Annotated in this window: 12 protein-coding genes; 1 reads left to right on the top strand and 11 read right to left on the bottom strand. The window is 75.0% G+C overall.

The window, feature by feature from the left end; all coding sequences use genetic code 11:
- Positions 1-9: 9 nt before the first annotated feature.
- From groL to glmS, 7 genes are all read right to left on the bottom strand, one after another.
- A complete protein-coding gene (gene groL / locus A3CO_RS0104095; RefSeq protein ID WP_018330960.1) occupies positions 10-1638 on the bottom strand; it encodes a chaperonin GroEL in 1629 nt (542 codons plus the stop codon).
- A gap of 88 nt (positions 1639-1726) precedes the next feature.
- A complete protein-coding gene (gene groES, locus A3CO_RS0104090; RefSeq protein WP_018330959.1) occupies positions 1727-2023 on the bottom strand; it encodes a co-chaperone GroES in 297 nt (98 codons plus the stop codon).
- Positions 2024-2264: 241 nt separating this feature from the next.
- Positions 2265-2777, bottom strand: coding sequence for a ribosomal protein S18-alanine N-acetyltransferase (gene rimI, locus A3CO_RS0104085; protein WP_425393403.1), 513 nt, complete (start codon positions 2775-2777; stop codon positions 2265-2267).
- Between the two features lie 56 nt (positions 2778-2833).
- Positions 2834-4012, bottom strand: coding sequence for an alpha/beta fold hydrolase (locus A3CO_RS0104080; RefSeq protein WP_018330957.1), 1179 nt, complete (start codon positions 4010-4012; stop codon positions 2834-2836).
- Between the two features lie 87 nt (positions 4013-4099).
- Positions 4100-5248: an alanine racemase gene (gene alr, locus A3CO_RS0104075; RefSeq protein ID WP_018330956.1), complete on the bottom strand. Its 1149-nt coding sequence runs from the start codon at positions 5246-5248 to the stop codon at positions 4100-4102.
- On the bottom strand, positions 5245-6711 hold the full coding sequence (locus tag A3CO_RS0104070) for a bifunctional ADP-dependent NAD(P)H-hydrate dehydratase/NAD(P)H-hydrate epimerase (protein WP_018330955.1): 1467 nt from the start codon (positions 6709-6711) through the stop codon (positions 5245-5247). The genes alr and A3CO_RS0104070 overlap by 4 nt, the downstream gene beginning before the upstream one ends.
- 75 nt (positions 6712-6786) lie before the next feature.
- A complete protein-coding gene (glmS, locus tag A3CO_RS0104065) occupies positions 6787-8655 on the bottom strand; it encodes a glutamine--fructose-6-phosphate transaminase (isomerizing) (RefSeq protein WP_018330954.1) in 1869 nt (622 codons plus the stop codon).
- Between the two features lie 127 nt (positions 8656-8782).
- Here glmS and A3CO_RS0104060 point away from each other — a divergent pair, with 127 nt between their 5' ends.
- Positions 8783-9673 (top strand): alpha/beta hydrolase family protein, encoded by an 891-nt coding sequence (locus A3CO_RS0104060; RefSeq protein WP_018330953.1) that lies wholly within the window; start codon positions 8783-8785, stop codon positions 9671-9673.
- On the opposite strand, the gene A3CO_RS0104055 is transcribed toward A3CO_RS0104060, so the two are convergent.
- The 4 genes from A3CO_RS0104055 to rplM all read right to left on the bottom strand — a co-directional run bounded on the left by A3CO_RS0104055 (position 9649) and on the right by rplM (position 12998).
- On the bottom strand, positions 9649-10494 hold the full coding sequence (locus A3CO_RS0104055) for a WXG100 family type VII secretion target (protein ID WP_018330952.1): 846 nt from the start codon (positions 10492-10494) through the stop codon (positions 9649-9651). The two genes, A3CO_RS0104060 and A3CO_RS0104055, sit on opposite strands and share 25 nt — an antisense overlap.
- Before the next feature lie 91 nt (positions 10495-10585).
- Entirely contained in the window at positions 10586-11983 is a 1398-nt protein-coding gene (glmM, locus tag A3CO_RS0104050; protein ID WP_018330951.1) for a phosphoglucosamine mutase, read from the bottom strand.
- On the bottom strand, positions 11983-12558 hold the full coding sequence (gene rpsI, locus A3CO_RS0104045) for a 30S ribosomal protein S9 (RefSeq protein ID WP_018330950.1): 576 nt from the start codon (positions 12556-12558) through the stop codon (positions 11983-11985). The genes glmM and rpsI overlap by 1 nt, the downstream gene beginning before the upstream one ends.
- Entirely contained in the window at positions 12555-12998 is a 444-nt protein-coding gene (gene rplM, locus A3CO_RS0104040) for a 50S ribosomal protein L13 (RefSeq protein WP_018330949.1), read from the bottom strand. The genes rpsI and rplM overlap by 4 nt, the downstream gene beginning before the upstream one ends.
- Between the last annotated feature and the right edge of the window lie 93 nt (positions 12999-13091).

Genomic DNA, 13091 nt, shown 5'->3' with positions numbered 1-13091 from the left:
GTGGGGGACTCAGTGCCCGTGACCGTGCCCGTGGCCGTGGCCACCGGCGGCGGCGGGCGCCTCCTCCTCGGGCTTGTCGACGATCGCGGACTCGGTCGTCAGGACCATGCGCGCGATCGACACCGCGTTCTCCAGGGCGGAGCGCGTGACCTTCACCGGGTCGATGATGCCGGCGGCCATGAGGTCGCCGTAGGTCTCGCTCGCGGCGTCGTAGCCGGTCTCCCAGCCGCCGTCGGCGACCTTCGCTGCCACCACGGCGCCCTCGAGCCCCGCGTTGGCCGCGATGGCCTTGAGCGGTGCGGAGAGCGCCCGACGGACGAGCGCCACACCCGTGGCCTCGTCACCGGTGCGACCGAGGCCGCCCTCGAGCTCGGCCGACGCGTGGAGCAGGGCCGCCCCGCCGCCGGGCACGATGCCCTCCTCGACCGCGGCCCGGGTCGCCGCCACCGCGTCCTCGATGCGGTGCTTGCGTTCCTTGAGCTCGGTCTCGGTGGCCGCACCGACCTTGATCACCGCGACGCCGCCGGCGAGCTTCGCCAGCCGCTCCTGCAGCTTCTCGCGGTCCCAGTCGGAGTCGGTCTCCTCGATCTCCCGCCGGATCTGCGTGACCCGGGCCGCCACGGCGGCCTTGTCGCCGCCGCCCTCGACGAGGGTCGTCGCGTCCTTGGTGACCACCGCGCGCCGGACGGTGCCCAGCGCGTCGAGGCCGGCCTCGGAGAGCTTGAGGCCGATCTCGGGGTTGATCACCGTGGCGCCGGTCGCGGCCGCGAGGTCGTCGAGGAACGCCTTGCGGCGGTCCCCGAAGAACGGCGCCTTGACCGCGGCGATGCGCAGCGTCTTGCGGATGGCGTTGACGACGATGGTCGAGAGCGCCTCGCCCTCGAGGTCCTCGGCCACGATCAGCAGCGGCTTGCCGGACTCGACGACCTTCTCCAGCAGCGGCAGCAGCTCCTGGATCGAGGAGATCTTCTCGCGGTGCAGCAGGACGTGGGCGTCCTCCAGCACGGCCTCCATCGACTCGCCGTCGGTGACGAAGTACGGCGAGAGGTAGCCCTTGTCGAACTGCAGGCCCTCGGTCACCTCGAGCTCGGTCGCCAGCGTCGAGGACTCCTCGATCGTGATGACGCCGTCCTCGCCGACCTTCTCCATGGCCTCGCCGATGAGGTCGCCGATCTCCTGGTCGCGCGAGGCGACCGCGCCGACGGCGGCGATACCGCGCTTGCCGTCGACCGGGGTGGCACGCGAGCGCAGCACCTCGGTGACCTTCTCGGCGGCGGCGGCCATGCCGGCGCCGATCCCGGTGGGGCTGGCCCCGGCCGCGAGGTTGCGCAGGCCCTCGGCGACGAGCGCCTGGGCCAGCACCGTGGCCGTCGTCGTGCCGTCACCGGCGACGTCGTTGGTCTTGGTGGCCGCGGTCTTCGCCAGCTGCACGCCGAGGTTCTCGAACGGGTCGTCGAGCTCGATCTCACGGGCGATGGTGACACCGTCGTTGGTGATCGTCGGTCCACCGAACTTCTTGTCCAGCACGACGTGGCGTCCCCGGGGTCCGAGGGTCACCTTCACCGCCGCCGCCAGCTGGTCCACGCCGCGCTCGAGAGCGCGACGGGCGGTCTCGTCGAACGTGATCTGCTTGGGCACTATCCGTCCTTTCGTGCACCGGACACACCACCGCCCCGGGACCCCGGACTCTCGGGATCACCGGGGCGGTGGCGCAGGCCTGCGGTGCTTAGTTGACGACCGCCAGGACGTCGCGCGACGACAGGATCAGGTAGTCCTCGCCGTTGTACTTGACCTCGGTGCCGCCGTACTTCGAGAAGATGACGACGTCGCCGACCGCGACGTCGAGCGGGATGCGGTTGCCGTTGTCGTCGACCCGCCCCGGGCCCACCGCGAGGACCTTGCCCTCCTGCGGCTTCTCCTTGGCGGTATCGGGGATGACGATGCCGGACGCGGTCGTGGTCTCGGCCTCGGAAGCCTGCACCACGAGCTTGTCCTCGAGCGGCTTGATGTTCACGCTCGCCACGGGATGACCTCCACGATCAGGGGTCCAGCTGTTCTGGATGGGTGGGCGACGGCGCCCGGGAGGCCGACCCGTCGTCGCGGGTGCCGAGCCGGCTCCGGTGCCGTTCGATTGGCACTCTACCGCCGCGAGTGCCAATCCATCAACGAGGGTCGTCCGGGCGCGTGGCGGCGGGTCGAGATCCTCACCCGTCGCTCCGCTCGCCCCGGCGCCCTCACCCGTCGCTCCGCTCGCCCCGGCGCCCTCACCCGTCGCTCCGCTCGCCCCGGCGCATGGTGTGCGCGTCCGCGCCGCTCGCGTAGTAGCGCCGCCGGGTGCCCACCACCTCGAACCCCTCGGACCGGTAGAGCGCGAGCGCGGGCACGTTGTCGGTGCGCACCTCGAGGTAGGTGACCGCCCCGATGGCGTCGGCGCGCTCGAGCAGCGCGCGGAGCAGCCGCCGGCCCACCCCGTGCCCCTGCACCGCCGGGTCCACCCCGATCGTGTGCACCTCGGCCTCGGCGGGCTCCCGCGAGAACGCCGGGGCGGGCAGCAGCGCGACCCCGGCGTAGCCGACCAACCGACCGTCGACCCGTGCCGCGACGTAGGGGTGCCCGACGTGCAGCTCGGAGCGGAAGGCGGCCGCGCTCCACGGGTCGTCCCCGGGGAACAGCAGGGCCTCCAGCCGGGCGCACGCCGGGGCGTCGGCCGGCGTCAGGGCGTCGAGGACGACCTCCCCCGGTGGCAGCGCAGCGTCGTCGCTGTCACCCGGTGACAGCAACGACGCTTCCCTGCCGTCAGGGGTGGGACCGGCACCGGCGTCCCCGGGCCCGCTCACGCCCGTCGTCGGGATCGGCGCAGCCGCGAGCGACGGGACGACGAGCCGGTCTCCTGCGGGCGGAGCCGGCGCAGCACCTGGCTGCGGTGGGTGCACCGGCGCAGCAGCTCGAGCAGCGCCGCGTCGAACTCGCCGGGCTGTTCGAGCATGGCCATGTGCCCCGCGCCCTCGAGCGGCAGCAGCTCGGCGCGCGGGAGCTCGGCGGCGATCACCTCGGAGTGCGAGTACGGGATCATCACGTCGCGGGTCCCCCCGGCGACCAGCACCTCGCACTCCGACAACCCCCGCAGCGCGGCCTTGCGGTCGTGGGTGGAGAGCGTGTTCGCGAACGAGGTCAGCACGGCCAGCGGCGTGGCGGCGATCGTGGAGTCGACGAGGTCGACGATGGCCGGGTCGACGTCGGGGTCGCCGAACGAGAACCGCTGGACCGCCGCCCACATGACGTTGCCGCCGAGGCGCCGGATGCGGTCGACGGTCTCCGGGCGCCAGTGCGCGAGCCGGCCGAGGACGTTGACCGTCGGGTTGCGGTGGGAGAGCACGGCGCGCTGCAGGCCGACGGTGCCGACGTCGCCGGCGGAGGTGGACACGAGGGCGACGCCGAGCACCCGGTCGCGGAACAGCGCCGGGTGCCGCTCGGCCAGCGCCATGATCGTCATGCCGCCCATGGAGTGGCCGACCAGCACGAGGTCGCCCTCGGGCGCGACCGTGCGGATCACCGCATCGAGGTCGGCGCCGAGCTGGGCGATGGTGCACGCACGGGCCGAGCACTGGCCGGAGCGGCCGTGCCGGCGCTGGTCGTACAGCACGACCCGGACGGCGGGGTCGGTGAGGTTCGCGAGCATGCGCCGCTGGTAGTGCCAGCAGCGACGGTCGAGCGCGAAGCCGTGCACCAGCACGACGGTCAGCTCGGGCTTCGCGCCGGGCGTGACCGGCTCGATCTCCTCGACGGCGAGCCGGGTCCCGTCGTCGGCCGCCACCGAGGACTCGCGGCCCCGCGGCCGCAGGCCGAGTTCGGACGGGTGTGCGGACTCGGACTCCTCGAGCTCCGCCCGCGTGCGCACGACCCGGGAGCGGGCACGGCCCGCGCCCACCGCCCCGGCAGCGGCCGCACCGCCCAGCACCGTGCCGGCGATCGCCCCGATGATGCCGCCGGTGTGGCGCCGGTCGTCGCTCATCGTCCGCCGCCCGACCGGGTCGCCGCCGCCGCAGTCGTCATGACAGGCCTTCTACCACGTCGGGGACCGATCCATCCGGGAAGTCACTCAGCCCACCACCGTGCGCCGCAGCCGCGGCCGGCTGCCGACGCCGGTGACGATCTCGTAGTGGATGGTGCCGAGCAGCTCCGCCCACTCGGCCGCGCTCGGCCCGCCGTCGGACCCGTCGCCGAAGAGCAGCACCTCGTCGCCCTCGGCGACGCCGTGGTCGGCGCCCCCGGGCCCGAGGTCCACGACCACCTGGTCCATGCACACCCGCCCGACGACGGGTCGGCGGACGCCGCCGATCCCCACCGTCAGCTTGCCCGTCGAACCGAGCAGCCGCGGGAGCCCGTCCGCGTAGCCGACGGGGACCAGAGCGAGGGTGCGCTCGGTGGGCGTGGTCCAGATGTGGCCGTAGGAGACGCCCTCGCCGGCCGCGACCGTCTTGACCAGCGCGACCCGGCTGCGCAGCGACATCGCGGGGCGCAGCGCCGTCGGCTCGCCGGCCGCGGCGACCGGGTCGAGGCCGTAGACGGCGATCCCGGGGCGGACGAGGTCGCGGTGCAGGTCGGGGCGGGTGAGCGTGGCGGCGGAGTTCGCGAGGTGGGCGAGCAGCGACCGGCCCAGCCGCGTCGACGCCGCAGCGTGCGCCGCGTCGAACCGGTCGGCCTGCATCCCGATCGTCGGGTGGGCGGGCGCGTCAGCGTGCGCGAGGTGGGTCCACACCGCGACCGGATCGACCTCGCCCGCCGCCGCGTGGTCGGCGACGGCCTCGAGGAGGTCGCCCCAGTCCTGCGGCGGACACCCGTTGCGGGAGAGCCCCGTGTCGATCTTGAGGTGGATGCGGGCGGGCCGGCCCGCGGCGCGGGCACCCGCGGCGACGGCGGCCAGGTCGCGGCGGGAGGCGACGCCGAGGTCCACCCCGGTCGCGACGGCGGGCGCGAAGTCCTCGTCGGGCACGTGCAGCCAGGACAGCACCGGCGCGGTGATCCCGGCGGCCCGCAGCTCGGCGGCCTCCTCGAGGGTGCACACCCCCAGCCACCCGGCCCCGGCGTCGAGCGCGGTGCGGGCCACGTCGACGGCGCCGTGGCCGTAGCCGTCGGCCTTCACCACGGCCATCGTGGCGGCGCCGGCCGCGAGCCCGGCCAGGTGGCGGACGTTGTGGCGGATGGCGTCGAGGTCGATCCGGACCTCCGCCCGCCCCGGCCCGGTCACACCGCCTCCCGCACCGAGCGGATGGCGTCGGGCAGGGCGGCCTGGACGTGGGAGGCCGGGACCGGGGCCCCGAGCGCACCGAGCTCGGCGGCCCGGGCGTGGACGAACGCGGCGCAGCCCCCGGCGTCGAGCGGATCCAGGCCGGCCGCGAGCAGGGCGCCCGCGACGCCGGACAGGACGTCCCCCGAGCCCGCCGTCGCCAGCCACGAGGAGCCGGCCGGATGGACCAGCACCCGGCCGTCGGGCGCGGCGATCACGGTGGCGTTGCCCTTGAGCAGCACCGTGACGCGGAGCTCGGCGGCGGCCCGGCGGGCGGCGTCCACCCGGTCGACGGCCGGGTCCGGCGGGTCGTCGAACGAGGCGACGAGCCGGGCGAACTCGCCGGCGTGCGGGGTCACGAGCGTCGTCGTCGCGGCCGCCCGGGCGCGCAGGTCGGCGTCCGCCCCGAGCAGCGTGACGGCGTCCGCGTCGGCGAGGACCGGCACCCCGGCGTCCAGCACGTGGCGCAACGCGGCGGCCCCGGCGTCGTCGGTGCCCAGCCCCGGCCCGACCGCCCACGCCTGCACCCGGCCGGCGTCCTCGACGTGGTCGGTGGCGACGACCTCCGGCCACGCCGCGCGGACCTCGTCGGCGGCGGACCCGGCGTAGCGGACCATGCCACTCGTGGCGAGGGCCGCGGCGCCGCTCGCGAGCACCGCGGCGCCCGGGTAGGTGGCGCTGCCCGCGGCGATCCCGACGACGCCCTGCGTGTACTTGTCGTCGGCCGGCCCCGGGACGGGCCAGCGCGCGCCGACGTCGGCCGCCCCGAGCACCCGCAGCACGGGCTCGGGCAGCTCCGGGCCGAGCCCGATGTCGACCAGCGTCACGTCCCCGCACCGGGCGCGGTTCAGCACGTGCACCGGCTTGCGCGCCCCGAAGGTCACCGTGGCCGTCGCCGTGACGGCCTCGTCGTGGACGACGCCCGTGAGCGGGTCCACCCCCGACGGGGTGTCGATCGCGAGGACCGGCACCCCGGCGGCCGCGGCCGCCCCGACGAGCACCGGGGCGGGGTCGCGGAGACCGCCGCGGGCCGAGGTGCCGACGATCGCGTCGAGGACCAGGTCCGCCCGGCCGATCGCGCCGACGGCGGCCTCCACCTCGGTCAGCACGCGACCGTGGGCCGCACGCAGCGCCTCGAGCCCCGCCGGGTGGGCGCGCTCGGGGCTCAGCAGCACCGCCATGACCGCGACGCCGCGCCGACGCAGGTCCACCCCGGCCCAGAGACCGTCGCCCCCGTTGTTGCCGGCTCCGACGAGCACGACGACCCGGCGTCCGGTGGTTCCACCCGTGCGCCCGGTCAGCAGCCGCAGCGCGACCTGGGCCGCGCCGTACGCCGCGCGGCGCATGAGCGCGCCCTCCGCGGTGCGGGCCAGCACCGGTTCCTCCGCGGCCTGCACCTGCTCGGGCGTCCAGACGCCGTACACGATGTGCCTCCTTCGTCGGCACGTGAGCACTTTCCGGGGCTATGGCACCGGAAAGTGCTCACGAGGCGAAGCCACCTATTCGACCGTCACGGACTTCGCCAGGTTGCGCGGTTTGTCGACGTCGTAACCCCGGGCCCGGGCCACCTCGGCGGAGAACACCTGCAGCGGCACGGTGGCGACCAGCGGCTGGATGAGGGTCGGCACCACCGGGACCTCGATCAGCGTGCTCGCGAACGGGCGCACCGTCTCGTCGCCGCGCTCCGCGATGACGATCGTGCGGGCCCCACGGGCCTGGATTTCGCGGATGTTGGAGAGCAGCTTCGCGTGCAGGGTCGCCCGGCCGCGGGGCGAGGGCATCACCACGACGACGGGGAGGTCCTGCTCGATCAGCGCGATCGGCCCGTGCTTGAGCTCGCCCGCCGCGAACCCCTCGGCGTGCATGTACGCGAGCTCCTTGAGCTTCAGCGCACCCTCCAGGGCCACCGGGTAGCCCACGTGACGCCCGAGGAAGAGGACGGCCTTGGAGTCGGCGAGCTCGCGGGCCAGCGCCCGGGTCGGTTCGACGGCCGAGGCAAGCACCTTCTTCACCGCGTCCGCCGAGGCGACGAGCTGGTGGTACTCGCGCTCCACCTCGTCGGCGTACTTCGTGCCGCGGTTCTGCGCGAGCGCCAGCCCGACGAGGTAGCAGGCGACGACCTGGCTGGTGAAGGTCTTGGTCGCCGCGACGCCGACCTCCGGGCCGGCGTGGGTGTAGAGCACCGCGTCGGACTCACGGGGGATCTGCGCACCGTTGGTGTTGCAGATCGCGAGGACGCGCGCCTTCTGCTCGCGCGCGTGGCGGACCGCCTCGAGGGTGTCGGCGGTCTCCCCGGACTGCGAGATCGCGACGACGAGGGTGGACCGGTCGAGCACCGGGTCGCGGTAGCGGAACTCGCTGGCGACCTCGACCTCGACCGGGATGCGGCACCAGTGCTCGATCGCGTACTTCGCGAGCAGCCCGGCGTGGTAGGCGGTGCCGCAGGCGACGACGAACACCTTGTCGATGTCGCGCAGTTCCTGGTCGGACAGGCGCTGCTCGTCGAGGACGATCCGGCCGTCGACGAGGTGGCCGCGCAGCGTGTCCGCGAGCGCGGCCGGCTGCTCCTCGATCTCCTTCGCCATGAAGAAGTCGTGGCCGCCCTTCTCGGCGGCGGCGATGTCCCAGTCGACGTGGAAGGGGCGGGTCGGGGCGAGGTCGCCGTGGAAGTCGGTGACCACCGCGCCCTCGCGGGTCAGCGTGACGATCTGGTCCTGGCCGAGCTCGACGGCGTCACGGGTGTGGTCGATGAAGGCGGCGACGTCGGAGGCCACGAACGTCTCGCCGTCGCCGATCCCGACGACGAGCGGGGAGGACCGCCGCGCGGCGACGACCTCGTCGGGTCGCTCGGCGTGGGTGAACACGAGGGTGAACGCGCCCTCGAGCCGGTTCACGACGCGCCGGACGGCGGCGGTCAGCCCGGCCTCCGGCTCGGCGTCGAGGGCCCGCGCGACCAGGTGGGCCGCGACCTCGGAGTCGGTGTCGCTCGCGAGCTCCACGCCCGCGTCCTCGAGCTCGGCGCGCAGCGCGACGAAGTTCTCGATGATCCCGTTGTGGATCACCGCGACCCGGCCGGTCGCGTCGCGGTGCGGGTGGGCGTTCCGGTCGGTCGGCGCACCGTGCGTCGCCCACCGGGTGTGGCCCATGCCGGTCCGCGCCGGGTACTCGGCGTCCTCGGGGTTCGCGTCGGTCACCCGCACCAGGTTGTCCAGCGCCCCGGCCGCCCGGTGGACCTCCACCGTCGTCGAGTCCGGCGTCACGGTCGCGATGCCCGCCGAGTCGTACCCCCGGTACTCCAGCCGTCGCAGACCGCCCAGGAGGACGTCGCGTGCCGGGCGCCAGCCCACGTATCCCACGATGCCGCACACGGGCTCCGAGCGTAGGTGGGGCGATGTGGACCTTGACCGGTGGCCTGTGTGACCCGGCCCCCCACCGTGCATCCGACCCGTGTTCCAGCAGGCCAGCGTGGGTGGGGATGCACTACCGTGCCGCGCCATGGCCAGTGCGAAGCAGATCGTCGCCGAGCTCGGGCGCCCGGGCCCGCACCAGGTGCTGCGCGGGGACCTCGCGCTGGTCGGCCTGCCCGGGGTGGTGTTCACCCCGACGGCGGGTGAGCTGCTCCCGGCGGTCGCCTTCGGCCACGACTGGCTGAACCCGGCGACCCGGTACCTGGGCCTGCTGCGCCACCTCGCGTCCTGGGGGATCGTCGTGGCCGCGCCGGACACCGAGCGCGGGCCGTTCGCCTCCCACCGCAAGCTCGCGCACGACCTGCGCACCGCGCTCGACGTGGTCTCCACCGTCCGGCTCGGCGGGACGGCCCGCGGCGCCGCGGTCAGCGTGGACCCCCGCAAGCTCGGCCTCGCCGGTCACGGCATGGGCGCCTCCGCGGCCGTGCTTGCCGCCGCGGTCCCGCCGCCCGCCGCGCGCGTCCAGGCCGCGAACGAGCCCTACTGGGAGACCGGCTCCGACATCGCCGGGACCCGCGGGCACGTCGAGGCCGTCGCCACGATCGCGCTGTCGGAGTCCCGCCCGTCGGCCCAGGACGCGGCCCGTGCGGTGCACAAGCCGGGGCTGCACGTCGCGTTCGGCAAGGACCTCGTCGCGCCCCCGGCGGCGGGCACCGAGCCGGTCGCCGCGGCGTGGGCCGGCCCGTCGGTGATGCGCACCGTCAAGAAGGCCAGCCACCTCGGCATCGTGGAGGGGAAGCACTGGAGCGACCTGGTGCTCGACGGCAAGGCCGACCTCGGAGTGCTCACCACGGTGAAGGGCCTGCTGACCGCGTTCCTGCTCCACCACCTGAACGGCGAGAAGGCGTACGCCGACGTCGTCGACGGTGCCGTCAAGGGCACCGACGTGCGCGTCTACCGGGAGTCGTCGACGGTCTGAGGCCCGTCGGCGTCCGGCTCGCCCGGAGCCCCGAGGCCGCCCAGCGCGGCGAGGATCTCGGGCAGCGCGAGCAGGTCGGCCGGCAGCCCGCCGGCGTCGGGTCCGCCCACCTCGGGCGCCGTCCCGGAGAGGCGGCGCAGCACCCCGAGCCGATCGGCGAGCTCCCGCCAGGTCCCGGCGATCGTCGCGTCCGTCCGGTCGGCCACCACGAGGTAGCGCTGCAGCCGGGAGTCGAGCGTGGCGGCCCACGCCCGGGCGGCGGCGGGAACGGCGCCCCGGCCGGGCGGTGGTCCCGGGTCGCCCGCCCCGAGCGCCCGGGCGGCCGCGGCGCGGTCGGTGACGTCGTCGGCGACGGCGAGGCCCGCGGCCTCCACCGTCTCGGCGGTCTCCGCCAGCATCGTCACGATCTCCTGCGCGGCCCGCCCGAGGGCGACCACGCGGTCCGCGACCTCCTCGGCCGACGGTCCCGACCAGCGCTCCCAGAGCGTGCCCGCCTCCTCGGCGAGCGCCCGGTGCCGGGCCCGGATGCGGTCGGCGGCGCGACGGAGGTCCTCGGCGCCCGCGGCGATCGCGGCGAACCGGATTCCGCGCTGAGCGGTGTGCCGGGCGCGCAGGCCCTCGGCGTCGACCGGCGGCGCACCGAGGCCCGTGGTCTCCCCCATGGCGATCCGGGCGGGCAGGGCCGCCGCGATCCGCTCGATGGCACCGTCGCCCGCCGCGAGCAGGGCGTCCGAGGTGTCGGCGCCCAGCTGCGCGAGCCGGCGCGGGGACGGGACCGCGGACAGCGGCCCTCCCCCGCGTCCGCCGTCACGCCGTGTCACGGGTCTCAGGGTCCCCCACCGCTCCGGGCCGTCCCACACCGGCCCCGACGGCGGCGGACCACAGCGGGACCGCCGCGGGATGCCGGCGGGACTACGCCCGGACGTCGGCGACGAGACCCGCGAGGCGTCCCGCGACGTCGCGCGCGGTGTCCTCGGTGGGCGCCTCGACCATCACCCGGACCACCTGCTCGGTCCCCGACGGCCGCAGCAGGACCCGGCCGCGGCCGGCGAGGGCCGCCTCCTCGGCGGCGACGGCGTCGGCCACCCGGGCGGACGTGCCCACGGCGGCCTTGTCGGCGACCGGCACGTTCACCAGCACCTGCGGCAGGCGCTCGACCACGCCGGCCAGGTCCGCCAGCGAGCGTCCCGTGGTCGTCATGCGCGCCATCAGCCGCAGTGCGGTGAGCAGACCGTCGCCGGTCGTGGCGTGCGAGGGCAACACGACGTGGCCGGACTGCTCCCCGCCGAGGGAGAACGAGCCGGCCCGCAGCTCCTCGAGGACGTAGCGGTCGCCGACCGCCGTCGTCCGGACCGTGATGCCCGCCTCCTGCATCGCCAGGTGCAGGCCGAGGTTGCTCATCACGGTCGCGACCAGGGTGTCGCCCGCGAGCTCGCCGTCCGCGTGGAGCGCCAGCGCGAGGACCGCGAGGATCTGGTCGCCGTCGACGAGCGACCCGTCGGCGGCCACCGCGAGGCAGCGGTCGGCGTCACCGTCGTGGGCGATCCCGAGGTCCGCCCCGTGCTCGACGACGGCCTTCGCCAGGCCGTCGAGGTGCGTGGAGCCGACACCGTCGTTGATGTTCCAGCCGTCCGGCTCGGCCGCCACCGTCGTCACCCGGGCACCCGCGCGCTCGTAGGCGCGGGGCGCGGCGAGCGACGCGGCGCCGTGCGCGCAGTCGACGACGACGTGGAGCCCGTCGAGCGCGTGCGGGGTCGCGACGAGGAGGTGGTCGAGGTAGCGGTCGAGCGCGTCGGGCACGTCGGTGACGCGACCGATGCCCCGGCCGGTCGGCCGTCGGTCGGCCTGCGCGACGTGGTCCAGGTGCGCCTCGATCTCGTCCTCGACGGCGTCGGGCAGCTTGTGCCCGCCCGCCGCGAACAACTTGATGCCGTTGTCGGGCATCGGGTTGTGCGAGGCGGAGATCATGACGCCGAGGTCGGCCCCGAGCGTCGCGGTCAGGTGGGCCACCGCCGGGGTCGGCAGGACGCCGAGCCGCCGCACGTCCGCACCCGCCGCCGACAGGCCGGCACACACCGCGGCCTCGAGCATCTCGCCACTGGCCCGCGGGTCGCGGCCCACCACCGCCACCGGCCGTGCCGCGCCGTCGCCCGATCCGTCCCCCGCCGCTGCGCTCGCCCCGCGCACGACACCGCCCGCGTGCTCGGCGAGCACGCGGGCGGCGGCGGACGCGACGGAGAGCGCCAGCTCGGGGGTGAGGTCCGCGTTCGCGAGGCCGCGGACACCATCGGTCCCGAACAGGCGACCCATCAGCGCTTCGAGTACTGAGGGGCCTTCCGGGCCTTCTTGAGGCCGTACTTCTTGCGCTCCTTCGCCCGGGCGTCCCGGGTGAGGAAGCCGGCCTTCTTCAGACCGGGACGGTCCTCGGGGTCGACGATCGTCAGCGCGCGGGCGATCGCCAGGCGCAGCGCGCCGGCCTGACCCGACGTCCCGCCACCGTGGAGGTTGGCGTAGATGTCGAACTGCTCGGTGCGCTCGGTGTTGACCAGCGGCTCACGGATGAGCTGCTGGTGCACCTTGTTCGGGAAGTACTCCTCGAACGCCTTGCCGTTCATCGTCAACTTGCCGTTGCCCGGCACCAGACGGATGCGGACCACGGCCTCCTTGCGGCGGCCGACGGTCTGGATGGGGCGGTCGAGCGAGGCGAACACCGGGGCGGGGGCGTCGCCGAAGACCTCGGCACCCAGCTCGTCGGTCTCGCCCTCGGCGAAGTCGCCGGAGTTCAGGTCCGCGGCCTCGGCGAGCGACTGCCCGCCCTCGGGGGCCTCGGACGTCACCTCGTAGGCGGTCTCGTTCTCGACGTTGGCGTCGTCGGGGGTGGTCACTGGCTCACCTGTCGGATCTCGTACGGCACGGGCTGCTGGGCGGCGTGCGGGTGCTCGGGGCCCGCGTAGACCTTGAGCTTGGACGCCATGGCCCGGCCCAGACGGTTCTTGGGCAGCATGCCCTTGACGGCCTTCTCGACCAGACGGTCCGGGAAGCGCTCGAGCTCCTCGCCCACGGTGCGCTTCTTGAGGCCGCCCGGGTAGCCGCTGTGGTGGTAGACGAAGCGGTCGTCCCGCTTGCTACCGGTCAGCGCCACCTTCTCCGCGTTCACGATCACCACGAAGTCACCGGTGTCGACGTGCGGGGCGTAGGTCGGCTTGTGCTTGCCCCGCAGCAGCTGGGCGGTCTGGCTGGCCAGCCGGCCGAGCACGACGTCGGAGGCGTCGATGACGTGCCAGGCGCGGTCGATGTCGCCGGGCTTCGGACTGAACGTGCGCACGGAAGCTACCTCGTCACGGTCATACTGGGTCGGTACGTAGTTGGTGACACTCGCGGCGGTCGGCCCCGCGACGGGGTCCGCACGCTGTGTCTC

Source organism: Actinomycetospora chiangmaiensis DSM 45062 (assembly GCF_000379625.1).
Taxonomy (GTDB): Bacteria; Actinomycetota; Actinomycetes; order Mycobacteriales; family Pseudonocardiaceae; genus Actinomycetospora; species Actinomycetospora chiangmaiensis.
Note: the sequence above shows the minus strand (reverse complement) of the source record. Positions and strands in the feature narration are given on the sequence as shown.